We start from the raw sequence: 23,641 nt of genomic DNA, 5'->3' as shown, positions 1-23,641 counted from the left end.
GCGCACGGTTCCGGTAGCTGTCAACGCCACGTCGCGGGTGGCTATTCCAATCTTGCCACTGCTGCCGCCGTCGCGGGCCCGTCGGGCCCGGAATTACCGCGTCGGCGGCGGTCGGGGGTGCGAATCCCCACAGTTCCCGGAGCGTGTCGATGCAGCGTGCGCCCCGGTCGGAGGGCTGATTGATATGGGTGTTATGACTGATAACACAGCATCTGCGGATACCGTATTTCCTGGCGGGTATGCCATCCAATAGCCTGGTCGGCGTGAAGTTCCTGCGCCGTGGCGATGCCAGCACCACCGACGATCACGCCGACGACACCTCGACGGCGTCCGGCGACGACTCGGCAACCGTCGCGGGTGGGCCGACGCCGACGGCGGGCAAGGGGCGTCCCACGCCGAAGCGACGCGATGCCGAGGGCAGACGTCGCGGCCCGGTCGCGCCGGCGCCGCTGACCGCCAAGGAGGCCCGGGCCCGGCGCAAGGCCACCCGCGGCAACCGTGCCGACCGCAAGGCGGCCTCCGCCGACCGCCGCGCCGCCGCCGCGGACCGCCGCGCGCGCATGCTCGCCGGTGAGGACAAGTATCTGCTGCCGCGCGACCGTGGTCCGGTGCGTGCCTACGTCCGCGATCTGGTCGATGCCCGGCGCAATCTGGTCGGCCTGTTCATGCCGCTGGCGCTGGTGCTGATCCTGACCATGTTCCTCACCCCGCAGGTGCAGGCCTACGTCACCCTCGCGATGATCGTGATGATGTTGTTCATGGTCGCCGAGGGGTTCCTGATCGGGCGCATCATCAACAAGCGGGTGGCCGAGCGCTTCCCCGAAGACGCCACCTCGAGCTGGTCGCTGGGCTGGTACGCCTTCGTCCGGGCATCGCAGATCCGGCGGATGCGCGCACCCAAACCGCGGGTGTCGGCCGGCGCCGCGGTCTGAGGTTCCCCGGCGGGCGCTCGTGCGAGCCGGGGAGTCGGCTGCCGTGCGTGGTCGCGGGTAGGGCGGGATGGTGAAGCCCGCCGAATTGGTACCGTGCTGACGTGGTGAACGATGCTGCGGGCGGCCCAGGGCTGCGGACGCTGGTGCTCGGTGGGGCGCGCTCGGGTAAATCGGCCTACGCCGAGGCGGTGGCCGGTCGTGAGGGCCCCGTGCGGTACGTGGCGACCGCGATTCCGGACCCGGCGGATGCCGACTTCGCCGATCGTATTGCCGCACACCGGGTTCGCCGTCCGGGTACCTGGAATGTGGTGGAGGGTGACCCGATCACCGTGCTCGGCGATCCGGCGCCGGTGACCCTGGTCGACGATCTGGGGACATGGCTGACCGCCCGCATCGATGCGCGCGACGCCTGGGAGGCGCCGCGCGGCACCGTCCGGCCCGATATCGACGCCTTGATCGCCGCCGTGACCGGATACGCCGGCCGGTTGGTGATCGTCAGTCCCGAAGTGGGGCTCGGAGTCGTGCCCGCGACGCAGGCGGGGCGGTTGTTCTCCGACGAGATCGGGACGCTCAACCAGCGGCTGGCCGCGGTGTGCGACGAGGTGGTCCTGGTCGTCGCCGGGATACCCACCGTGCTCAAGGAAGCGGAGGCCGGGCCGGGGTCGCGCGCCACTGCGCCGGTCACCGAGAGCCAGGATGGCCCGGCTGTCGCGGCCGCCGCCGCGAAGACCGATACAACCACCTCGGCCGATGCCGTCGCGGTCGCTGCCGCCGCGGGCGCCGCGGCAACGGGGGGTGTGGCGGCGGATCTTTCGGGATCGCGGACCGCCTCCGACCGTCCCGCCGACGCGTCCGCTCCGCGGGGCCTGGCCGAATTCGACGGCACCACACCGTCGTTCGGCCCCGTGGCCGCCCCCGACGCCCGGGTGCGGGCCGAGGCCGCGCAGCGGCAGTTGCAGCTGACCAAACCCGCGGGGTCGCTGGGTCGGCTCGAGACGCTGGGCAACTGGATCGCGGCTTGTCAGGGTGTCTGTCCGCCACAGCAGTTCGAGCGGGCCCGGGTCGTGGTGTTCGCCGGTGATCACGGTGTTGCGCGGCACGGGGTTTCGGCCTATCCGAGCGAGGTGACCGCACAGATGGTCGCCAACTTCCGGGCCGGTGGTGCCGCGGTGAACGCGCTGGCGCGCCTGGCCGACGCGACGGTGCGCGTGGTCGACATCGCGGTCGACTCCGATACCGATCCGTCGGTGTCGGCGTACAAGATCCGCCGCTCGAGCGGGTCGATCGACCGCGAAGACGCGCTCACCGAGGCCGAATTGCATGCCGCGCTGGCCGCCGGGCGGTCGATCGCCGATGAGGAGATCGACGCCGGGGCCGATCTGCTGATCGCCGGCGATATGGGTATCGGAAACACCACGCCCGCAACGGTTCTGATCGCGACGCTGACCGACACCGAGCCGGTCGTCGCCATCGGCCGTGGAACGGGCGTCGACGATGCGGGATGGATGCGCAAGGCCACCGCCATCCGTGACGCGATGTGGCGCGCGCGCCCGCACCGGCTGGACCCGTTCGCGCTGCTGCGGGTGGCCGGTGGCGCCGACTTCGCGGCCACCGCGGGGTATTTGGCGCAGGCCGCCGCTCGTCGTACCCCGGTGATCCTCGACGGCGTCGTGGTGACCGCGGCCGCACTGGTGGCCGAGATGCTCGCACCCGGTGCGAAGCGCTGGTGGGTGGCCGGGCACCGGTCGACCGAACCCGCCCATCCGATCGCACTGCGGAGGCTGGAGCTGGAACCGCTGGTCGAGCTGGACATGCGGCTGGGAGAGGGGTCCGGAGCGGTGAGTGCGCTGCCGCTGCTGCGCGCCGCCATCGCCGCGCTGGCCGAGATGGCCACGTTCGGCGAGGCCGGGGTGAGCTCCGCCGATTCGGATTCCACGACAGCGGAAGCGGTCTCCTGAGCGCCGGCGTGCCGGTTGCCCGGCCCCGTCCGAGGTCGGGGCGATGATCGCCGCGACCCGGCTCGCGGTATCGTGGCTGACCGTCCTGCCGGTACGCGGGCCGCAGACGGTCGACCGCGCGACCGCCGCCGGTGCCATCGCCGCCGCCCCGGTGGTCGGGGCGCTGCTGGGCGCCGGTGCCGCCGGACTGCTGTGGGTATTGTGCTGGGCCGGAACGGGTTCGGTGCTCGCGGCGCTGGTGACGGTCGGCGCGCTGGCACTGGCCACCCGGGGAATGCACATCGACGGGCTGGCCGATACCGCCGACGGGCTGGGCAGTTACGGGCCCCCCGAACGTGCCCGCGAGATCATGAAAAGCGGTGGCGCGGGCCCGTTCGGCGTCGCGGCGCTGATCTTCGCGATCGGGGTACAGGCGCTTGCCTTCGCCGCACTGGCCGATGCGGGGCGCTGGTTCGCGGTGGCGGTGGCGGTCGCGGTGGGGCGGGTGGCCGTGGTCGCGGCCTGCCGGGGCCGCCGGGCCGCGCCCGGCGCGGGGTTCGGTGCGCTGGTGGCGGCGACCCAGACCTGGGTGACGGTGATCGTCTGGATCGCCATCGCCCTGGGCGCAGCCGTTTTCGCCGGCTCCCGGCCGTGGCTGGGACCGGTCGCCGTCGCGGTGGCGCTGGTCCTCGCGGCACTGCTGGTCCGGCATTGCGTGCGGCGCTTCGACGGACTCAATGGCGATGTGCTCGGTGCGGCGCTCGAGCTGACCGTCGCGACCGTCGCCGCGGTGATGTCGACGGCGTGACGATCGGCCGGTCGGAAGCCGAACTCGGCTGTGCCGGTTTGCAGGTGGCATATCCGGGTACCCGGGTTCGGTGACGGCATTTTCCCGGATTTGCCGTTGTTATCGCCGGTCGACAATACCGGTGTCAGAGCCCGGATTCGTCGACATCGCCGTCACGATATTCGATGCCGGCCGCCGATGCCCTGCGTAGTAGTGCGACCCAGCGATCGACGAACCGTGCGTAGAGGTCGAGAGGGGAGAAGGTTTGTCGATTTCAACGTCGGAATCGAAGAGTCGAAACCCGGACAAAGGCTATGTGGCCCTGCTCGGATGGAGTTTGAACGCGGTCGAGGCCGTGGACCGGTTCGACCGCCGCTATATCGTGGTCGCACCGGAGTGGGCCGAGGAGTACTGTATAGAACACGAAATACCCTATCTGCCCTGGGATTTCGAGCGTCTCAACGATCGTTCGATGGAGATCGCGGTGACGCTGCAGGACATGGGCGTCGACGTCGCCATCCCGATCTTCGAGGAGACCGTCGAGTGGGCGGGCGCGATCAACTCCGTGCTGCTCGGCAACCCACGGCTACTCGGCCAGGCCACGCTGTTGCGAGACAAGTCGCTGATGAAGCGGCGCGCACAGCTGGGCGGGATCCGGGTCGGCATCTTCGAGGAAGCGCACGAGCGCGACGACGTCATCCGATTTCTCAAACGTGTCAATCAGACCCTGCTCAAACTCGACGGGGATCCCAACGATCCGATCCACATCAAGGCTTTCGACAAGGCCGGGTGCCTCGGGCACCGGGTCATCCGGACGCCGGACGAGATCGATACGATTCCCGACGAAGAGTTTCCGGTGCTGATGGAATCTCATCTGGACGGCTGGGAATTCGCAGTGGAGGCATGGATCCACAACGGCAAGATCCGCTTTCTCAACATCTCCGAATACGTGCGACTCGGATACTCCGTATTCGTGCCCGCCACACCGGAACTCGAGAAGTACCGGCCGGAGATCACGCGGCAGGTGGAAAAGCTGATCAAGACGTTCGACATCGAATTCGGGTTCGTCCATCCGGAATACTTCGTCACCAGCGATGGTGAGATGTACTTCGGTGAGGTCGCGTATCGGCCGCCGGGATTCAAGGTGTTCGAATTGCTGGAACGCGCCTACGGCTTCAACGCCTACCACGCACTGGTGCTGGCCTTCGATCCGAAGACCACCGAGGAGGAGATCGTGGACTTCTTCCCGCGCGAGGTGGTCGACGCCACAGGACATGCCGGAACATTCGGGGTTTATCCACGCCGCCGGGTGGTCACCCATCTGTCCATACCCGGAGAAACCGAGGATCACGACTACTTCGAGGCCCACGAGCTCATGGCTCCCCTCGAGGAGAAAGTCACCAAACGCACCGCGTTCGGAAACCACTGGGGATTGCTGTACTTCTTCGGCGAAGATCCGTACGCTCTCCGGGACCTGCTGAAGCGACAAGAAGAACTCGACTTCTACATATGATCCGATCAGCAGGATGGATCACAGGAGGATCCTGAGTGAGGCCGCTCGGCAGCGACGAAGCAACCCTGGGCAGACGGCTCGTCACCTTGGACGAAGCCACGCAAACGCTTGCCCGCACCAGCGAATTCGGCAAGCAGGTCAAACTGTCCCGGGTGCTGAGCGCGCTGCGGCGCGTGCTGCAACTACCCGGTGGATGTGCCGCACTGCGGTCCAGGGCGGCCGCACTCGAGGACGCGGGACTGTTCCTCGGCACCGACTGGGCGCAGCCGCAGATCCTGATCCCCGCACTGAGTCCGGGTTCGTTGCGCAGCCCGAATCCGGACACGGTGGTGTTGGAGACGGTCAGCAACCTGCGTCTGCTGGCAGTGGCCAAGGGCGACTATCAGCATCCGCAGATATCGGCCGAACATGCCGCCAACCACCTGTCACAGGTGCTGGCGATCAATCTGTCCTTGCTGTTCACACCGCCCGGTGAGGCCGAGCGGCACCAGCAGGGCCGGATGGCGGATGTCTCGCGGGAACTCATGCACCATCTCGTCCAAGAGGTCGGCTACGAAAAGGTGCTCGAGCATCTGGTCGACGAGATCTGGCGCATCCTGCGCCAGCGGCCGATCCAGGTCGAGCAGGTCAAGCGGATGATCACCCAGATCGCGGTGGCCCGCGCCAACCCGGATATCGATCTGGGGTCCAGTGGACTGGGGGCGGACCGCCTGATCAGCAGCCTGTACGGCACCACCGACGCCTGCCGGGAGGACCCGGGCGTCGAGCTCTACGGCACCCGGCTGGAATCCATGGACGACAGCGCTCTGCAATACGAGGCAACGGGTTTCGCGCGCTCGATGCACGACACCGGCCTGGTGTCGCCGTATCACGCGGTGCTGCTGCGATTCCTGCTGAGCAAGGGCGACTACCTCGTCGGCGAGGCACTGGGACTGTCGAGCACCGGGCGCGACTGCCTGCTGTGCTATCACGAACTCGTACATCACCTGATCGAGCAGTCGGTGCAGGTGGAGACCGCGCAGAGCATCTATGGCCTGGCCCTGCTGCTGGAGCGCGGAATTCTGTATCAGCCGCCGGTGGCGCCGGCGCTGTGGCGACAGCTGGGACTGCAGTTGTCACCCGGGGCGAATCAGCGCCTGACCGAGGTCTTCGGCACTGGCGTGGATCCACGCGTGCGGTTGCTCTCGGGCGTGCTGTCGATACTGGGGCTACCGCTGGGAGTGGGGCAGGGCGACAACCCGACCTGCCAGTCGGCGCGCGCGCTGTCGCAGTGGTCCTACAACGACCCCGACTATCTGCTGCAGATCGTGGCCTGGGCGGCCCGCGACGACGAGGTCGTCATGCATTTCGAGGGGCAGGCGATCTCCTCACGAGAGGTCACCACCGGCGTCGCCACCACACCGCCGATGGATCTGGATCCGGTATCACTGCTGGTGGTGCCGCATCTGGACCGGATCTACGCCGAGATGGGACGCTGCTGCATCGGTCGGGAAGGAGATCCGCACCGCTGGGTCAATCCCGAGTTCCACGGCTGGTGGTCGGGCCGGGGATTCCGGATCAACGTCGATGTGGCCACCGGACGGCTGACCGATGTCGAGGAGTTCCTGCGCCACTTCTACGCCAGCCACCACCCCTTCTACAACGGCAATCAGCCGCTGATCCACCCGCAGCCGGCCGGCGTCGCCGTCACCGACAGCGCGGCCCGCTTCGTCGGCTGGCACGCCATCACGATTCTGCGCGTCAGCCTCGATCCGCAGGAGGCGATGCGCGTCTACTTCTACAACCCCAACAACGACAGCGGTCAGGACTGGGGTGACGGTGTGGTCGTCGGCACCGCTGGACACGGTGAGCGTTTCGGTGAGGCGTCGCTGCCGTTCGAACAGTTCGCCTCCCGGCTCTACATCTTCCACTTCGACCCGCTCGAGCGTGGTGAACTGGCGGCGGTCGAGCGTGACCAGCTGGATTCGGCGATCGGCTATCTGCATCGCAGCTGGGGTGCGGACCGCCTGCCGGAGATCGTGACCGCCACCGACCCGCAATGACGGCGCGGCCGTCGCGCTGTGCCGGGGAATCGGAGCCTGCCGGTGCGTACGATGCCGCTCCTCGACCGTGGCCCGCACCGGCGCCGCTGAATCCGTCGCGCGGCAAGGATCGATCGCCGGGCGCGGGACAGGTCGCGCACCGGGGATAAATTGGGGGCGTGGGCGATGCGATGTGGCGAGCGGCGCTGGTGACCGAAGGGGATCGGCTGGCGGCGGTTCCGGTGCCGGCTCTGGGTGCGGCCGTGACCGCCTGTCCAGGCTGGGACGTGGCGCGATTGATCTCGCACGTCGGCCGGGTGCATCGCTGGGCGGCCACGGTGCTGCGTGACGGTGCCGAGGCGGCGCGGCACCTGCCGCGAGAGCCACACCCGGAGAACGAGCGACTCGCGGACTGGTACCGCGACAGCCGCGATCTGTTGTTGCGGGAACTGGACGCGCGTGACCCCGATGCGGAGGCCGATGTCTTCACCGGCCGTGGCACCGTCCGGTTCTGGCTGCGCCGCCAGGCCCACGAGGTGGCCATGCACCGCTGGGACGCACAGGACGCGGTGTCGGCGGGCGGTGCGATTGCCTTCGAACCCGACCTCGCGGCCGACGGCATCGACGAATGGCTGCGGGTTTTCGTGCCGCGGCACCTGGCCCGCCAGGGGGGAGTTCCGCCCGAATTACACGGAGCCACACTGCGATTGCACCGCACCGACACGGCGGGACCGGATCCGGTCCTGCGCTTGACCGGAACCCAGCCGTCGATCGAGGTCGATACGGCCGCCGACACCACGGTGTCGGGTACGGCCGCTGATCTGCTGCTGACCGTCTGGCATCGGCCGCCGGCGGACAAGCCCGTGGCCACCGATCCCGAATTGTGCGCTCGCGTGCTGGACCTGATCCACATCTGACCGCGCTCCGGAAAGCGGACACCCGGCGCCGGGATTCACCTGTGCCGCAGATCTGCACAATTGCGGAATCGGACCGATGTCAGCGGTCCGATCGTGGCCGGGTGAGGGTGAACGAATCCACCGGCTTCCATTCGCCCGGACCGCTGTCCAGCGCGAAATACGTTGCCGTGATGGTGGTATCGCCGCCCGGTCTGCCGGGATCGACGTCGAAGGCGCAGAACCCGTACGGGTGATCGGGGTCCTTGAACGCCGACCAGGCCGCCGATTCCAGGACATAGGCCGGCGCCTTCTTCCCGGTCGCCGAGCCGATCGCGCCGACGGCGGTGAGTACCCGGCACTGCTCGCCGGGAAAGAACAACCGGTTCGAGGGAACGGAGGTACCGCCACCGCCGATCACCAGATGCACTGTGCCCTTGGAGGTGTCGACGACATCGGTCGCGGCGCCGGTGGGCCCGGCCCGGCCGGGCGTCACCGCGTCGGCGACCGGCTTCGGGGTGAGCGTGTCGGTCGCCAGCACGCCGCGTACGGGATGGGAACGCTCGTAATGGTGTTCGTGCCCGCACAACACCAGATCGACCTGATAGCGATCGAACAGCGGCAGCCACTGTTCCCGGATGCCCAGATCGGCGCCGTTGGCCTTGTCCGCCGACGAGATCGCGACCTGGTGCATGAACACCACGATCCAATCGATGCCTCGATCGGCCCGAGCGGCCGCCAATTCCTGTTCCAGCCAGCGTTTCTGGGTGCCACCGGAATACCCCCGGACGTAGCTGTCACCACCGTCCTGATAGCAGATGTCATCGTTGGCCAGGGCGATCACCCGCATCCCGCCGACGGTGAACGAGTACCACAGGCCGCGTGCGAGCTCCTCGGCACCGCTGTCCGGAACGGTGAAATACGTTTGGAACGCGCTGTATCCGATCGGCCCGTTACCGCGCTCGTTCTCGTGATTGCCCGGCGCCGGCATCCAGGGGCGATAACGGGCGGAGCGGGAGTTGTTGGCCCACCAGTCGTTCCAGGTACGAATCCGGTCGGTGGCGAGGTTGGCGTAGCACAGATCGCCATTGACGAGGTTGAACAGCGGGGCCAGGTGCTCGATACCGCCGGTCACGTCTCCGGCGAACGGTGAGCCCAGGTTGTCGTTGACGTAGCGGCCGTTGTCGAGTTTTCCGAGGGTGGGTGTGCCCTGATCGCCGAAACTGGTGAACCGGAAGGCCGCCCGCCCCGCCGGGGCCGTGCGCAGGGTGCCCAGCTCCGGTGGCGCGCCGTCGTGTCCGGCGGCGTAGACATACTCGGAATCGGGTGCCAGCCCGGTGAGTCGTGCATGGTGGACCCGCACCTCGGTTCCGGAGGCGGCGTCCCGATAGGTCCGGGTCTGCGCCGGTACCGTCGTCCCGAATCCCGCGGTGGGCGTACCGAATCGCACCACCGGATTGCGGACCGCGGCGGTGGTATGCCAGCTCACCACCACCTCGCGGGCAGCGTCGGTGCCGTACTGCAGATGGACCCCGGCGACCGGCGCGACCGCGACGGTGTCGACGGTGGCGGTGAAATCCGGTGTACGCGGCCAGACCTCGCGGTGGACATCGGATCCGGTGCCGGTGTCGCGCAGCGCGGCCGTCGAGCCCGTACCCACCGCGAGCCCCGCGAGGGCCGCGGCACCGGACGCGCCGAACAACCACCGCCTGCTCACACCGCGGCGGTCCGGGGAATCCGATCCACTCGCGGCGTGCGATGCCGCTGGGCCGGTCGAATCGATGGGATGCGCCGGATCCGCGTCGTCACCGCCCGGGTTACTCCGATCGGCCGGTTCGCCGGAGCTGCCTGCGCCGGAATCGCTGTGCTCGCCCATACCCTCCAGCCAACCCGTCGCGGGTTCAGCACATTCGACGGCTCGGCGAACATCGGGTGAATCCAGCGGGACACCGGCGGACGAGCATGGAACCGGGCCCGCGGCGGTGCCGGTTCAGCCCCGGGCGGCGATGCGGGCCTGTACCTCCGGGCGCCGCAGCGGCGGCACCGTCTTCGGCGGCACCTTGCGGTCCGGCAGCGCGGCCAGCAGGCGGGTGGTGACGGCGGCGATCTCGGCGACGGCGTCGTCCACCACCGGCCGGGTGGCCGCCGAGATACTGGTCAGGCCGCCGACCTTACGGACGTACTGCAGCGCGGCCGCCTCGATCTCCTCGCGGGTCGCCTCGGGGTCCAGACCGCGCAACGCGGTGATATTTCGGCACATACCCCGAGGCTAGGCCTCCCGTGACGCCCCGCCCAGTCCCAGCGTCCGTGCGGGCAACCGGATCAGAAGGCGCTTCCGCTCGACAGCGGCGAGTAGCCGTAGCCATATCCGTTGCCGTACCCGTTGCCGTACCCGTTGCCGTAGCCCGACCACGGGCTGTACCACCCGGGATAGATGCCCCCGTAACCCCGGCCGGGCAGGCCCCATCCGGGCATTCCCCAGCCGCCGTGATGGCCTCCCCAGCCGCCGTGATGGCCCCAGCCGTGGACGAATTGGGCATCCGCCGCGGAGGTCTGGACCTCCGCGGACGCGGCCGGGGCCGCCGGTTCGGCCAAGGCCGGAGCAGCGGCGGCGACGACCGGGGCCGCCGCGATGGCGAGTGTGATCACGGTGTGCGACATCCGGTTACGGACCTTCGAGAGCAGCTCTTGTCGAACCATCGGAATTCCTTACGTGCGTCGTGTCCGTCCAGGGCCGGATCTCGGCCGCTGCAACTATCTTGACGACGTTTAATGTACCGCTATATAGCGGTACGTTCAAGGATGTAGAGGTGAGGGGTATGTGCCTCGCCGGATTTCCGGGCCGATGGGGGTCGTTTCGGTTGATGCCGCCGGTTACAGCCGCACGGGGTAGCTGGGTTCCTGGATGGCCGGTTTGATCCGGTCCTCGACGAAGATGCCGTGCCAGATCATGAACACCAGCAGCGTCCACAACCGGCGGCTGTGATCGCCGTTTCCGGCCCGGTGCGCCTCGAGCATCGCCTTGATCGCGGACTTGTCCAGCAGATGGTCGGTCTGCGATTCGGCGATCTGGGTGGCGGCCCAGTCGTAGAGCTCGGGGCCACGCAGCCAATGCCGCAGCGGCACCGGGAAGCCGAGCTTCGGCCGATGCAGAACATGCGGCGGCACGATGGTCTCGAGTGCGCGGCGCAGCGCGTACTTGGTCGTCTCCTTGGTGATCTTCTGCTCGTACGGGATCTGCTCGGCGATCGCGAACACCTCGGGATCCAGGAACGGCACCCGCAGTTCCAGTGAGTTCGCCATCGTCATCTTGTCGGCCTTGACCAGGATGTCGCCGCGCAACCAGGTGAACAGATCCAGATGCTGCATCCGCGCCACCGGATCCCAGCCCCGCGAGCGCGCGTAGATCGGCGCCGTCACGTCCTGATGGGTCCACTCCGGCCGGAATTCGCGCAGTACCGCCCGCAACTGGGCGTCGTTGAAGCTGCGGGCATTGCCGTAGTAGCGCTCCTCGAGGGGCAGTGAGCCGCGGTGCAGCAGGCTCTTGCCGCGAGTACCGTCCGGAATCCGGTCCGAGAGTTTGCCGGCGAGCCGGCGCACACCCTTCGGCAGATATTCGAACGGCTTGAGCGACAGCGGCTCCCGGTAGATGGTGTACCCGCCGAACAGTTCGTCGGAACCTTCGCCGGACAGCACGACCTTGACGTGCTTGCGGGCCTCCTGGGCCACGAAGTACAGCGGCACCAGCGCGGGATCGGCCACCGGATCGTCGAGATACCAGACGATCTCGGGAATCGCGCCCGCGAACTCCTCCGGGCTGACCATGCGGATGAAGTGCTCGGCGCCGATGGCCTCGGCGGTCTCGGCGGCCACATCGGCCTCCGAATACCCCTCCCGCTCGAACGCGGAGGTGAAGGTCAGCAGATTCGGGTTGTGCTTGATCGCCAGTGCGGCGATCGCGGTGGAATCGATACCACCGGACAGGAATGCGCCGACGGTGACATCCGCGCGCATGTGCTTGGCGACCGAATCCTCGAGCACGGCCGCGATCTCGCGATACCGGGCCTGTTCGGAACCGGCCGCGAACGGGCGCACCCGGAAGTCGGGCCGGAAGTACCGGGTCACCTCCACGGCGGCGCCGGGGCGCAGGGTGGCGTAGCAGCCCGATTCCAGGCGGCGGATGTTCGTGTGCAGCGATTCCGGTTCCGGCACGTACTGCAGCACCGTGTAGTGCTCGAGCGCGCGCGCATCCAGTTCGTCGGACAGCTGCAACGCCGGCAGCAGCTCCAGCAGGCTCTTCTTCTCGCTGGCGTAGGCGGTGCCGCCCGGGCCGGTCGCCATGAACAGTGGCTTGATGCCGAACGGATCGCGGGCCAGCACCAGTTCCTGGGTTTCGGTGTCCCAGATGGCGAAGGCGAACATGCCGCGCAGCTTCGAGAACGCCTCGGTGCCCCAGTGGTGGTAAGCCGCGACGATGGCCTCACCATCGCCCTCGGTGTCGAATGTCGCGCCGTGCTCGGAGCTCAGCTCGGCGCGCAACTCCAGGTAGTTGTAGATCTCGCCGTTGAACGCCAGCGCGTAGCGCTGCGGATTGTCCTCCGGGCCCCAGCGCAGCGGCTGATGCGAATGTTCGATGTCGATGATCGACAACCGGTTGAAGCCCAGGATGATGTGCTCGTCATGCCAGGTGCCGCGCTCGTCCGGGCCGCGATGGCGCCCGCACTGCAAGGCGTCATATACCTGCTGCACGACGGAGTCGGTTGCCACATCGGCGGTCAGAAATCCCAGCAGTCCACACACTGCGTCGAGAACCTCGTTTCCGGATCGGGTACGCGGAGAACAAACAATCGAAATCAGTCCCCGAGTATGCCGCACGCCGGGCCGCCACGCCCCCTCGCGGCGTGGCATCCACATCGCCGGGCATCGTGGGCACCCGGGCCGGTCGCCCCCCGGATGCAGCCTGCCGGTGATCGCGGCCGGTGGCCGGTGTGTCGAAAGCGACCCGGGCACAACGCGGGTGCCGGTTTGGTCTACGCTGCGTAGTACTCGGGAACTCCCGTGGTCGGCCGTGCGTTCGGCACGGCTCGCGGAAATATCTCGAACGTGCTGAAAACGTGCTGTCCGGCCTCCGGTCAGCACCGTGTCGGATGGACGACCAGGAAGGCGTTGAGCGTGGCGCACAAGGCGAGCGAAGCGATAGGGGCACGACCCGCCCGGGTTCGGCGGGGCCGCATCCTTCGGCGGGCCGGGCTGGCGGTGTCCATGGGGATCACCGTGATGCTCGTCTCGGGCTGCTCGATCGACAATCCCGTGCTTCGGTTCGGCTGGCCGTCGGGTGTCACCCCGCAGGCGACCCGGATGCGGGAACTGTGGACGTGGTCGGTCGTCGCCGCTCTGGCGATGGGTGTTCTGGTCTGGGGTCTGACCTTCTGGACCGTGGCTTTCCACCGCAAGAAGAAGAACTCCCCGGAATTCCCGCGGCAGACCGGCTACAACGTGCCGCTGGAGCTGACCTACACCGCGATTCCGTTCGTGATCATCGCGGTGCTGTTCTACTTCACCGTCGTCGTGCAGAACTACGTGCACGAGAAGACCTCCAATCCGGATGTCGTCGTCGATGTGACGGCCTTCCAGTGGAACTGGAAGTTCGGTTATCAGAAGGTCGTCGGCGCGGACGGTCACGTCTACGACGGCGTCGACCAGACTCGTCAGGCTGTGAACGAGCAGATCAGGGACGAGTACAAGGAGCGCACCGAGGACGGGCACCCGCAGCCGGGTCCGGTCCACGGCCTGCCCGCCAACGACATCTCCTACCTGCACTACGACAAGGTCGAGACCACCGGCTCCTCGAACGAGATCCCGGTGCTCGTGCTGCCCACCAACAAGGTGGTCGAATTCCAGCTGGCCGCCGCCGACGTCATCCACTCCTTCTGGGTGCCGGAGTTCCTGTTCAAGCGCGACGTGATGCCGAACCCGAAGGAAAATCACTCCGACAACACCTTCCAGATCACCAAGATCGAGCACGAGGGTGCCTTCGTCGGCCGCTGCGCCGAGATGTGCGGTACCTACCACTCGATGATGAACTTCGAGGTCCGCGCGGTGTCGCCGGAGAAGTTCGACAAGTACATCGCCGCCCGCCAGGCCGGCAGTACCAATGCCGAGGCGCTGGCGAGCATCGGAGAGTCGCCCGTGGCCACCACCACGCATCCGTTCGATACCCGGCGCACCGCGCGTGGTAACACCCAGGCCGAGAGCAAGTGAGAAGGGTACTGAACTGACATGAAGGTCGAAGCACGCATCTTCGAGCTGCTCACGGTGTTCTTCATCATCGTGGCGGTCGTCTACGGATTCTTCACCGGCCAGTCCCGCACCGGCGTGGAATGGGCGGGTACCACCGCCATCGTTCTGACCGCAGGCCTGACCCTGATCGTCGGCACCTACTTCCGCTTCGTGGCGCGCCGCCTGGACCTGCGCCCCGAGGACTACGAAGAGGCCGAGATCGTGGACGGCTCCGGCGACCTCGGCTTCTTCTCGCCCGGTAGCTTCTGGCCCATCCTGCTGGCCGGCTCGGCCTCGGTCACCGCGCTGGGGTTCGCCTTCTTCCAGTACTGGTTGATCGCCCTCGGCGTGATCTGCGTGCTGACCTCGGTCGCCGGCCTGGTGTTCGAGTACCACATCGGCCCCGAGAAGCACTGAGCCGCAACGACAACGAGAGGCGCCCCGGACGAATCGTCCGGGGCGCCTCTCGTTGTCGTCGCGGTCACTCGGCGGTGCTGTACCGGCGGGCGCGTTCGGAGCGGCAGATGTCGTCGATACCGGCGGTGATGTCGCTCATCGGGTCCGGGCCGCCGGGGTAGGTGCCGGCCGGGCGCAGGCGGCAGGTGAAGGTGATGAAACCGTGGTCCTCACCGGCGAATTCGTGCAAATACGGTGAGCGCACCCCGTAGGTCATCGCGGAGATGACCGTGATGGCGCCGCTGCGCTCACGATGATCGGCGAACAGATCGTGCATCCGGTGGAAGACGGTGCTGTAGCTGGTGAGCGGCGCGAAGACCGCCACCCGATAGGCCGGGCCGCGCTCGGAGGAGTTGATCACCGTATCCGCGAGATATTCCGCGTCCCGCAGCGTGAGCACCTTCGGCGCGAACATCAGCGCACCGGCGGCGGCATTGCGGACCGGCATTCCGGCGCGGCCCCCGGCGGCCGAGGCGATGGCGCCCAGCGACTTGCGGGCCCGCGAACCCAGTTCGCGCCGGGCCCGCAAGGACGGGGTGGCTGTGGTGGGATGCAGGCTCGACCACTGCCCGAAGCGGACGGTGCCCAGCTGGACGTGACCCGTGCCGACCGGCCGGGACACCCGTAGGGGTGAGGTGTCGACCCAGCGGCCCACCTGCAGCAACGCATCGCCGGGCCGGGTGATCTCGGCATGCGAATGTTCGACGAAGGTGTCGAAGTCGAGGAACCGGTGGGCGTCGGAGGTCAGCCAGGTGTGGTCCTTGTCCACCTCGATGGCCTGCAACGTCAGCGCGGTGATGATGCCGGTGCGCCCGGCACCGCCGAGTACCCGGCGGAACCGGTCGGACTGATGGGTGCGCCCGCAGGTACCGAATCTGCCCTCGGGATCGACATATTCGAGGGAGACCACATTGTCGCTGAACATGCCGTAACGATGGGATGCCGCGCTGAGCCCGCCGACCGCGGCGAATCCGCCGGCGGTGATCTCGCGGTGGTCACCGACGATGGGCAGCCCCAGGCCGTGCCCGGCGAGAGTGCGGTCGATATCCGACAACCGCGCGCCGGCCTGGACGCGCACGAGCCGGGCGTCGGCGTCCACCGCCTGCACCCGGTTCATCCGCCGCAGCGACATCACGATGCGCCGGTCGGGAGGTGACAGATCTTCGTCGAGCTGATCGGCGTCGTGCTCGCCGCCTCGTACCGTCAGGGGTTGTGGTCGTGAATCTCGCACTGTGCGAACGACATCCGCAGTGTCGCGGGGCAGATATTCCTCCGGCCGAGCAGCCAGCGTCGTACTCATGGCCCCACAGCTAACCACAGTCGCGGCGTTACGTCTGCACCGAGATTTGCACCGCAGGTACCGGGGGTCGTGCGACGGGTGCGAGGGCGAACAACGCGGCGGCGAGCGGTGCCCACAGCCCGAACCTCCCCGAGCACCGGGGGCGTCGCCGGCGGGCCGCGGCTTCCCCGGCAGGACGACTTCTCGAGGTCGGTGCGATGGGACCGGACGGCGGCCCGGCGGATGTGACATTCGTGATGTGGTGCTTGTCCGGCCTCCGGCGAAGGAGTTGGCTGGACCCATGAGCACAGTCTTGGTGACCGGTGGGACGGGCGCGCTCGGACGGCACGTGGTGGATCGCCTCCGCGAGCGTGGCCACGATGTGCGGGTGCTGTCGCGGCGGGTGGGTGCGGGGACACATGTGGGCGATCTGGCCACCGGCGTGGGGGTCCGGGATGCGGCCGCGGGGGCGGACACGATCGTGCACGCGGCCTCGGACTTCCGCAGATTCGGCACACCCGATCTCGACCAGACTCGCAATCTACTGGCCGCGGCCGGGGGAGTGCGGCATCTGTTGTACGTCTCGATCGTGGGGATCGACGCCATCCCGTTCCGGTACTACCGCAACAAGCTGGCGTGTGAGCGGTTGATCGCCGGAAGCGGTGTCCCACACACGATTCTGCGCGCCACCCAGTTCCACGATCTGCTCGCGGCGATCCTGTCCGGTGTGCAACGACTGCCCCTGGCCCCGTTGCCTGCGGATTTCCGCTTCCAGCCGGTGGACACCGCCGATGTCGCCACCCGCATCGCCGACCTCACCGCTGGTGAGCCGCTGGGCCGCGCCGCCGATTTCGGTGGTCCGCAGGTCGCTACCCTGGCCGAGCTCGCGGATGTGTGGCGGCAGTACCGGGGCGGGCCGAAACACGTGCTGCCGATCCCGCTGCCCGGCCGGATCGCCCGCGCCTTCCGTGCCGGCGCCAACACCTGCCCGGAGCATGCCGACGGCGCCCGCACGTGGGCCGAGTACGTCGCGTCGGATCCGGGGCGGAGCTACCGCCTGCGGGGGTAGCCGGCCACCGGGCTCAGCAGGGGCTCGAGCCGCCCACCTCGCCGGTGCCGAGTTCGACCGTGGTGCCGGCCGCCACCGTGGCGCCGGCGTCGGGATGTTGTTCGGTGACGACACATTGGCCACCGCCGGGGCCGCGGCCGGTTCCGCCGGTGATGTGCGCGTGCAGCCCCGCGCCGGTGAGCAACTGATCGGCGGCGAGGGGACGCTCGCCGCCGACATCGGGGACGACCACGGTGGCGGGTGCGGCGGAGGTGGCCGCGGCGGGCGATGGCGTGCGGGTGGCGGCGCCGCCGGAGTCGTCGTCGGCACCGCACGCGGACAACGCCGGTGCCAGCACCAGCGCCAGGGTCGAGATCAGGACGGGCACACAGTGGTGTGCGCGCCGCATTCGGCTGTCACGTTCGGTTCTGGTCGGCACACCCTCGAACCTAGTTGCTCCCGGTCCGGTGCGCCGGTGGGCGCCCGAGCATGTCGCGATGGTCAATCCTCGACGGCGGCCGCGGAGATCCGCCGCGCGGTCGCGGTCACGGCGGTGCCGAGCTCGGTGAGCCGCTGCGCCGACAGCCGGGTGTCGGGGCAGGCGACGATCGAGGCGACGACCTCGTCGCCGGCGAAGATCGGCGCGGCGACGGTCACCACCGCGTTCTCGGCCCCCAACTCGTCGGGCAGATAGTCGATGGTGATCAGATCGGTGATCATGGTCGCCAGCCGGTTCCGCAGTGGATCGGTGACCGGCGAATGCCGCAGAGCGGCAAGTGCTTCCAGGACGGGTGCGGATTCGTCGGCGAGCCGCTCGACCGAGTAGCCGCGGTCGCGGACCGCGGCGAGGACCGACAGCAACCGGTCGCGATGGCCGGGGTCGGCGTGGTCGAGCCAGCGGTCGCGCTCGGCTGCCGGCGCCCAGGCGATGAATTCGCGAGCCACCGGTGGTGCGAGGGGTAGTCGCCTGCCCTGCCTGATCCAGGGAACCGTCGGGGTGCCGGCCGTCTCGGTGACGATGATCGATTCACCGTCGCGTTCGGCGAGGAAGACCGGAAAGCCCTGTTCGGCAAGGAATTCCCGGATCGGACCGGCCGCCAGCCGGCGTAGCGGGAATGCGGCCTCGGCGCGACGGGCGACGGCGAGCAGTCCCAGTCCGAGGCCGTAGTTGCCATCGATGTCGCGCACGGTCCAGTTCTCGGCGGTGAGCTGGGTGAGCACGGCGTGCGCGGTGGCTCGTGACAGTCCGGTCTCGCGCACGATCGCGGCGAGCGACAGGTGGGTCTCCGCCCGCCGCGACAGCAATTCGATCACCCGTACCACCCGATGGGTCGGCGGCGAGCCGGCGGAGGTCGCCTGCGCCCGGGGCGGCGGTGGGCCCGCATCGATGTCGGTCATGGTCGCGAGTCCTCCTGAAGCCACGGCGAGGGGCGGAATCGGCCAGGCGGGAGGCCGGCGGTGACTGCGCGACGGGACGCCGCTTGACCGGCGAGCAGCCTGCGGCCTATCGTCGGTGTCACAATATCGAACAATAGCGTCGAATATTCGACACTGCAACTCCGTGGAGGATGCCGGTGTGCGGGGATTCGGCGCGGACAAGGCGAATGTGATGCGGACGGGATACGAGCTGTCGCATCTGTCGGCCCTCGAGGCCGAATCGGTGCACATCTTCCGAGAGGTGGCGGCCACCTTCGAACGGCCGGTGCTGCTGTTCTCCGGTGGTAAGGACTCGGCGGTCATGCTGGAGCTGGCGCGCAAGGCGTTCTGGCCGGCGGCACTGCCGTTCGCGCTGCTGCACGTCGACACGGGCCACAACTTCGACGAGGTGATCGAGTTCCGCGACCGCACGGCGGCCCGGCTCGGGGCTCGGCTGCTGGTGGCGCGGGTGCAGGACGACATCGACGCCGGTCGTGTCGTCGAGCGGGCGGGGGAGAGCCGCAACCGGCTGCAGACCACGGCCCTGCTGCGCGGTATCGCCGAGCACCGCTTCGACGCCGTCTTCGGCGGTGCGCGCCGCGACGAGGAGAAGGCCCGCGCCAAGGAGCGCGTGTTCAGTTTCCGCGACGAGTTCGGCGCCTGGGAACCCCGTGCCCAGCGGCCCGAGGTGTGGAATCTCTACAACGGCAAACATCGTGCGGGCCAGCACATCCGGGTCTTCCCGCTGTCGAACTGGACCGAACTCGACATCTGGGAGTACATCGACCGGGAAGCGGTCGAACTGCCCCCGCTGTACTACGCGCACCGCCGCCCGGTGTTCCGGCGCGACGGGATGCTGCTGGCCGCCAACCCCTTCCTGACTCCGGGAGCCGACGAACCGGTCTTCGACGCGACGGTGCGTTTCCGGACCGTCGGCGATGCCACCTGCACCGGCTGCATCGAGAGCGAGGCCGACGATCCGGCGGCCGTGATCGCCGAGACCGCGGTCACCCGGCTCACCGAACGCGGTGCCACCCGTGCCGACGACCGCATCTCCGAATCCGGGATGGAAGACCGCAAGCGGGAGGGCTACTTCTGATGAGCCGCAATCTGTTACGCCTGGCCACCGCCGGTAGCGTCGACGACGGAAAATCCACCCTGATCGGCCGCCTGCTCTACGACTCGAAGAACCTGTTCTCCGATCAGCTGGCGGCCATCGAACGCGCCAGCGCGCAACGTGGTGACGCCGCAACCGATCTCGCGCTCGTCACCGACGGATTGCGGGCCGAACGCGAGCAGGGCATCACCATCGATGTCGCCTACCGCTACTTCACCACGCCGCGGCGCAAGTTCATCATCGCCGACACCCCGGGGCATGTGCAGTACACCCGCAACATGGTCACCGGTGCGTCCAATGCCGACCTCGCGCTGATCCTGGTCGATGCCCGCAAGGGTGTCGTGGAACAGACCCGCCGCCACGCCTTCCTGGCTTCGCTGCTGGGGGTGCCGCACCTGGTGGTGTGCGTCAACAAGATGGATCTGGTGGACTGGTCCGCCGAGCGTTTCGACGAGATCCGTTCGGAATTCGCCGATTTCGCTGCCAAGCTGAATGTCGGCGATCTGAGCTTCGTTCCGGTCTCGGCACTGCTCGGCGACAATGTGGTGACCGATTCCACGCACACCCCGTGGTATCCGGGCCCGCCGCTGCTCCGCCACCTCGAACAGGTGCACATCGCCTCCGACCGCAATCTGATCGACGCGCGGCTGCCCGTGCAGTACGTGATCCGCCCGCACACCGCCGATTCCGCGCATCGCAGCTATGCCGGAACCATCGCCGGGGGCATCTTCAAGCCCGGCGACGATGTGGTGGTGCTGCCGTCGGGCAAGTCGGCGCGGGTGGCCCGGATCTGGGGACCCGGCGGGGTCAAGGTGGACGAAGCCTTCACCGGAATGGCGGTCTCGGTCGAGCTCGACGACGAGGTGGACATCGGTCGCGGCGATATGCTCGCCCGCCCGGGCAACCGCCCGCACATCGCGACCGAGGTCGACGCGATGGTGTGCTGGTTCTCCGAGGACACCGCGCTGCGCCCGGATGCGCGCTACACGATCCGCACCGCCGCGCAGACCACCCGGGTACAGGTCCACGATCTCGGCTACCGGCTCGACGTGAACACCCTGCACCGCGTCACGGACGCGGACGGGCTGGCACTCAACGACATCGGCAGGCTCACCCTGCGCAGTCAGCGTCCGCTGATGGTGGACAGCTATCGCGACAACCGCCGCACCGGCAGTTTCATCCTGATCGACGAGGCCACCGACCAGACCGTGGCCGCCGGCATGATCCTGGCCCGCGACACCGGGCCCGAGGCCGCGACCGACACCCCGGCCGTCCCGGCGGTCGTGCGCGAGGATGTCGTCTGGCACAGCTCGTCGGTGGGCCGTGGCCAGCGTCCGCACGCCGGCGCGACGGTGTGGCTGACCGGGCTGTCCGGATCCGGAAAGTCCACCATCGCAGTGGAATTGGAACGGCAACTGGTGGCCGCGGGCCGCCCGGCCTACCGGCTCGACGGCGACAATCTGCGACACGGGCTCAATGCCGATCTCGGCTTCACCGACGACGACCGGCGCGAGAACATCCGCCGGGTGGCGCAGGTCGCCTCGCTGTTCGCCGATGCCGGGCTGATCGCGATCGTCTCGGTGATCAGCCCGTTCGCCGATCAGCGCGAACAGGCACGCGGGGTGCACGCCGCGAGCGGTCTGGGTTTCCACGAGATCTTCGTCGACACTCCGCTCGAGGTGTGCGAGAGCCGGGATCCGAAAGGGCTCTACGCGAAGGCGCGCGCCGGAGAATTGCCGGAGTTCACCGGTATCGATTCGCCCTACGAGCGACCCGAACACGCCGAGCTGGTGATCACACCCGCACACGGCACTCCCACCGAGATCGCGGCGCTGATCCGCCGCGAACTGAGAGTGTGAACCGCGGTACCGCCCGCACGACCCATCACGCCCGCACGACACACAGAGGACGTCAATGACATCACCAGCAGGGCCACCATCGGACACCGTCGCCGGCAACGGATCTCCGGGCGACACGTCGGTCACCGGACCGTTCCGGGAGGCGATCGAACAAGCCGAGAAGCTGGTCGCGACAGCCGATTTCATCCACGACGAGTCCGATCTCGCGGAGGGTTACGACTATCTGGCCGGTAGTGTCGCGGCCTGCTTGCAGCTGTCGGGCACCCACGGCACCAGCCACCCGTACTTCGTGAGTTCCACGGGCCCGCACGCGAAGATGGGCCTGGACAACCCCGATACGCTCTACTACCACGCCAACGTCGACCCCGGGGCGGAGTACCTGGTCACGGGTGTGCGCGGCAGTACCGTCGATCTCAGCTTCCAGGTGCTGCGCGGCGATTACACCGCCTCCAATGTGCCCGGTGGTGACGACGCCTTCGACGACCGTCGTCTCGAGATCGCCGCGGACGGCAGCTATCAGCTGCGTTTCGGCCCGCCGAAAGCCGATGCCGGGCCGAACTACTTCGTCCTCGACGAGGGCGCCTCCATGCTGGCGGTGCGCGAGGTGTACGGCGATTGGAACGCCGAGACCAAGGGCAGTGTCCGCATCGAACGCCTCGACACCGTCGGCACCGCACCCGTGCAACCGGGCGTCGAACAGCTGCGCAAACGGTACCGGGCCGCGGCGCGAATGCTGGTGCAGCGCATCCACACCTGGTTCAACTTCCCCAAGTGGTTCTATCTGGACCTGCCGGTGAACACCCTGACCGAGCCCCGGCTCACTCCGGGCGGATTGAGCACCCAGTACTCCTCGGTCGGCCACTTCGACCTCGACGAGGATCAGGCGCTGGTGATCACCGTGCCGAAATCCGATGCGCCGTATCAAGGTTTCCAGCTCGGCAGCCGCTGGTACATCTCGCTGGACTACGTCAACCATCAGACCAGCCTCAACAGCGCACAGGCGCAGGTCGATCCCGACGGCATGATCCGGATGGTCGTCTCCGCGCGAAATCCCGGTATCGCCAACTGGATCGAGACCACCGGCCGCCGCCGTGGCATCCTGCAGTTCCGGTGGCAGCGCGTGGCCCGCGAGATGACGCCGCAGGACGGGCCGCAGTTCGCGCTCGTGCCGTTCGACGAGGTGGCCGCGCACCTGCCGCACCACGACCTGAACCGGATCGATGAGCAGGGCTGGCGAGCGCGTATCGCCGACCGGCAGCGCGGCTTCGCCGGACGGATGCTCGGATGAGCGCCGGTGAGGGCCTGCTGGCGGGCAAGGTGGTCGTGGTCAGTGGTGTGGGTCCCGGACTCGGCCGGGCACTGTGTGTGCAGGCCGCCGCCGCGGGCGCCCAGGTGGTACTCGCCGCGCGCACGGAGTCACGGCTGCGGGAGGTAGCCGAGGAGATCGGTGCGGCGGGCGGGACGACGCTGACCGTGCCGACCGACATCACCGACGACGCCGCGGTGGCGAATCTCGTCGAGCGGACCCTGGCGAAGTTCGGCCGGGTCGACGCGCTGATCAACAACGCCTTCGCCGTGCCGTCCATGAAAGCCCTGGCACGCACCGACTTCCAGCAGATCAGCGACAGCCTCGAGCTCACCGTGCTGGGGACGCTGCGCGCCACCCAGGCCTTCGGCGACGAACTGGCCAAGACCCACGGCTCGGTCGTGATGATCAACTCGTCGGTCCTGCGGCACTCCGAACCCCGGTACGGCAGTTACAAGGTCGCCAAGTCGGCCTTGCTGGCCATGTCCCAGACCCTGGCAACCGAATTGGGCGCCAAGGGGATCCGGGTCAACAGCGTCGCGCCCGGATACATCTGGGCGGACCAGCTGAAGTGGTACTTCGGCGAGGTCGCCAAGAAGTACGGCATCACCGCCGAGCAGGTGTACGAGCAGACGGCCGCGCGCTCGGACCTCAAACGGCTGCCCGAACCGGACGAGATCGCCAGGGCCGTGGTCTTTCTCGCCTCGGACTGGGCCAGCGCCATCACCGGCCAGACGCTGGACGTCAACTGCGGCGAATACCACCGATGATTCGGCGTCGCGGGGGCGCGGCCCCCTC

General features: G+C 68.3%; 20 protein-coding genes. 13 read left to right on the top strand and 7 right to left on the bottom strand.

The window, feature by feature from the left end:
• Positions 1-239: 239 nt before the first annotated feature.
• From AB0L57_RS18095 to AB0L57_RS18070, 6 genes are all read left to right on the top strand, one after another.
• Positions 240-932, top strand: a complete 693-nt coding sequence (locus AB0L57_RS18095) for a DUF3043 domain-containing protein (protein WP_364963076.1) — start codon at positions 240-242, stop codon at positions 930-932.
• Positions 933-1,033: 101 nt separating this feature from the next.
• A complete protein-coding gene (gene cobT / locus AB0L57_RS18090; RefSeq protein ID WP_364963074.1) occupies positions 1,034-2,890 on the top strand; it encodes a nicotinate-nucleotide--dimethylbenzimidazole phosphoribosyltransferase in 1,857 nt (618 codons plus the stop codon).
• 43 nt (positions 2,891-2,933) lie between these two features.
• Positions 2,934-3,677, top strand: a complete 744-nt coding sequence (locus AB0L57_RS18085; RefSeq protein ID WP_364963072.1) for an adenosylcobinamide-GDP ribazoletransferase — start codon at positions 2,934-2,936, stop codon at positions 3,675-3,677.
• Between the two features lie 244 nt (positions 3,678-3,921).
• A complete protein-coding gene (locus AB0L57_RS18080; RefSeq protein ID WP_364963070.1) occupies positions 3,922-5,169 on the top strand; it encodes a carboxylate--amine ligase in 1,248 nt (415 codons plus the stop codon).
• A gap of 35 nt (positions 5,170-5,204) precedes the next feature.
• On the top strand, positions 5,205-7,211 hold the full coding sequence (locus tag AB0L57_RS18075; RefSeq protein ID WP_364963068.1) for a hypothetical protein: 2,007 nt from the start codon (positions 5,205-5,207) through the stop codon (positions 7,209-7,211).
• Between the two features lie 158 nt (positions 7,212-7,369).
• A complete protein-coding gene (locus AB0L57_RS18070) occupies positions 7,370-8,107 on the top strand; it encodes a maleylpyruvate isomerase family mycothiol-dependent enzyme (RefSeq protein WP_364963065.1) in 738 nt (245 codons plus the stop codon).
• Between the two features lie 79 nt (positions 8,108-8,186).
• Here the strand turns inward: AB0L57_RS18070 and AB0L57_RS18065 are convergent, their stop codons facing one another.
• The 4 genes from AB0L57_RS18065 to asnB all read right to left on the bottom strand — a co-directional run bounded on the left by AB0L57_RS18065 (position 8,187) and on the right by asnB (position 12,883).
• Positions 8,187-9,959 carry a metallophosphoesterase family protein gene (locus AB0L57_RS18065; RefSeq protein ID WP_364963062.1) on the bottom strand — a complete coding sequence of 591 codons (1,773 nt, stop codon included), beginning with the start codon at positions 9,957-9,959 and terminating at the stop codon, positions 8,187-8,189.
• Between the two features lie 114 nt (positions 9,960-10,073).
• Positions 10,074-10,343 (bottom strand): DUF2277 domain-containing protein, encoded by a 270-nt coding sequence (locus AB0L57_RS18060; RefSeq protein WP_364963060.1) that lies wholly within the window; start codon positions 10,341-10,343, stop codon positions 10,074-10,076.
• A 62-nt stretch (positions 10,344-10,405) separates the two neighbouring features.
• The gene (locus AB0L57_RS18055) at positions 10,406-10,783 is read right to left on the bottom strand and encodes a hypothetical protein (RefSeq protein ID WP_364963057.1); all 378 of its coding nucleotides are present in this window, start codon (positions 10,781-10,783) and stop codon (positions 10,406-10,408) included.
• Positions 10,784-10,957: 174 nt separating this feature from the next.
• Positions 10,958-12,883, bottom strand: coding sequence for an asparagine synthase (glutamine-hydrolyzing) (gene asnB, locus AB0L57_RS18050; RefSeq protein ID WP_364963054.1), 1,926 nt, complete (start codon positions 12,881-12,883; stop codon positions 10,958-10,960).
• Between the two features lie 462 nt (positions 12,884-13,345).
• On the opposite strand from asnB, the gene AB0L57_RS18045 reads away from it, so the two are divergent.
• A complete protein-coding gene (locus AB0L57_RS18045; protein ID WP_364963051.1) occupies positions 13,346-14,344 on the top strand; it encodes a cytochrome c oxidase subunit II in 999 nt (332 codons plus the stop codon).
• Positions 14,345-14,362: 18 nt separating this feature from the next.
• A complete protein-coding gene (locus AB0L57_RS18040; RefSeq protein WP_364963048.1) occupies positions 14,363-14,779 on the top strand; it encodes a cytochrome c oxidase subunit 4 in 417 nt (138 codons plus the stop codon).
• 64 nt (positions 14,780-14,843) lie between these two features.
• Here AB0L57_RS18040 and AB0L57_RS18035 read toward each other — a convergent pair whose 3' ends face one another.
• Positions 14,844-16,118, bottom strand: a complete 1,275-nt coding sequence (locus tag AB0L57_RS18035; RefSeq protein WP_364963045.1) for an FAD-binding oxidoreductase — start codon at positions 16,116-16,118, stop codon at positions 14,844-14,846.
• Between the two features lie 280 nt (positions 16,119-16,398).
• On the opposite strand from AB0L57_RS18035, the gene AB0L57_RS18030 reads away from it, so the two are divergent.
• Positions 16,399-17,166, top strand: a complete 768-nt coding sequence (locus AB0L57_RS18030) for an NAD(P)H-binding protein (RefSeq protein ID WP_364963043.1) — start codon at positions 16,399-16,401, stop codon at positions 17,164-17,166.
• A gap of 13 nt (positions 17,167-17,179) precedes the next feature.
• Here AB0L57_RS18030 and AB0L57_RS18025 read toward each other — a convergent pair whose 3' ends face one another.
• Entirely contained in the window at positions 17,180-17,584 is a 405-nt protein-coding gene (locus AB0L57_RS18025) for a PASTA domain-containing protein (RefSeq protein WP_364963040.1), read from the bottom strand.
• A gap of 62 nt (positions 17,585-17,646) precedes the next feature.
• Positions 17,647-18,543, bottom strand: coding sequence for a helix-turn-helix domain-containing protein (locus AB0L57_RS18020; RefSeq protein WP_364963037.1), 897 nt, complete (start codon positions 18,541-18,543; stop codon positions 17,647-17,649).
• A 211-nt stretch (positions 18,544-18,754) separates the two neighbouring features.
• Between AB0L57_RS18020 and cysD the strand changes: the two genes are divergently transcribed.
• From cysD to AB0L57_RS18000, 4 genes are read left to right on the top strand one after another with little or no spacing between them, the layout of a single operon-like run.
• Entirely contained in the window at positions 18,755-19,660 is a 906-nt protein-coding gene (gene cysD, locus AB0L57_RS18015; RefSeq protein ID WP_364963492.1) for a sulfate adenylyltransferase subunit CysD, read from the top strand.
• Positions 19,660-21,537, top strand: coding sequence for an adenylyl-sulfate kinase (gene cysC, locus AB0L57_RS18010; RefSeq protein WP_364963035.1), 1,878 nt, complete (start codon positions 19,660-19,662; stop codon positions 21,535-21,537). The genes cysD and cysC overlap by 1 nt, the downstream gene beginning before the upstream one ends.
• A 55-nt stretch (positions 21,538-21,592) precedes the next feature.
• On the top strand, positions 21,593-22,825 hold the full coding sequence (locus AB0L57_RS18005; RefSeq protein ID WP_364963032.1) for a hypothetical protein: 1,233 nt from the start codon (positions 21,593-21,595) through the stop codon (positions 22,823-22,825).
• Positions 22,822-23,613, top strand: coding sequence for an SDR family oxidoreductase (locus AB0L57_RS18000; RefSeq protein WP_364963029.1), 792 nt, complete (start codon positions 22,822-22,824; stop codon positions 23,611-23,613). Before AB0L57_RS18005 ends, AB0L57_RS18000 begins: the two co-directional genes overlap by 4 nt.
• Positions 23,614-23,641: the final 28 nt, after the last annotated feature.

This window comes from Nocardia sp. NPDC052254, assembly GCF_040679495.1.
Lineage (GTDB): Bacteria > Actinomycetota > Actinomycetes > Mycobacteriales > Mycobacteriaceae > Nocardia.
Note: the sequence above shows the minus strand (reverse complement) of the source record. Positions and strands in the feature narration are given on the sequence as shown.

Bases quoted from the DNA above. Each gene is read 5' to 3' on its own strand.
- AB0L57_RS18095 (WP_364963076.1), top strand. From the start codon at position 240: ATGCCATCCAATAGCCTGGTCGGCGTGAAGTTCCTGCGCCGTGGCGAT.
- AB0L57_RS18005 (WP_364963032.1), top strand. From the start codon at position 21,593: ATGACATCACCAGCAGGGCCACCATCGGACACCGTCGCCGGCAACGGA.
- AB0L57_RS18020 (WP_364963037.1), bottom strand. From the start codon at position 18,543: ATGACCGACATCGATGCGGGCCCACCGCCGCCCCGGGCGCAGGCGACC.
- AB0L57_RS18085 (WP_364963072.1), top strand. From the start codon at position 2,934: ATGATCGCCGCGACCCGGCTCGCGGTATCGTGGCTGACCGTCCTGCCG.
- AB0L57_RS18000 (WP_364963029.1), top strand. From the start codon at position 22,822: ATGAGCGCCGGTGAGGGCCTGCTGGCGGGCAAGGTGGTCGTGGTCAGT.
- AB0L57_RS18065 (WP_364963062.1), bottom strand. From the start codon at position 9,959: ATGGGCGAGCACAGCGATTCCGGCGCAGGCAGCTCCGGCGAACCGGCC.
- cysC (WP_364963035.1), top strand. From the start codon at position 19,660: ATGAGCCGCAATCTGTTACGCCTGGCCACCGCCGGTAGCGTCGACGAC.
- AB0L57_RS18035 (WP_364963045.1), bottom strand. From the start codon at position 16,118: ATGAGTACGACGCTGGCTGCTCGGCCGGAGGAATATCTGCCCCGCGAC.
- AB0L57_RS18060 (WP_364963060.1), bottom strand. From the start codon at position 10,343: ATGTGCCGAAATATCACCGCGTTGCGCGGTCTGGACCCCGAGGCGACC.
- AB0L57_RS18055 (WP_364963057.1), bottom strand. From the start codon at position 10,783: ATGGTTCGACAAGAGCTGCTCTCGAAGGTCCGTAACCGGATGTCGCAC.
- cysD (WP_364963492.1), top strand. From the start codon at position 18,755: ATGCGGACGGGATACGAGCTGTCGCATCTGTCGGCCCTCGAGGCCGAA.
- AB0L57_RS18030 (WP_364963043.1), top strand. From the start codon at position 16,399: ATGAGCACAGTCTTGGTGACCGGTGGGACGGGCGCGCTCGGACGGCAC.
- AB0L57_RS18040 (WP_364963048.1), top strand. From the start codon at position 14,363: ATGAAGGTCGAAGCACGCATCTTCGAGCTGCTCACGGTGTTCTTCATC.
- AB0L57_RS18045 (WP_364963051.1), top strand. From the start codon at position 13,346: ATGGGGATCACCGTGATGCTCGTCTCGGGCTGCTCGATCGACAATCCC.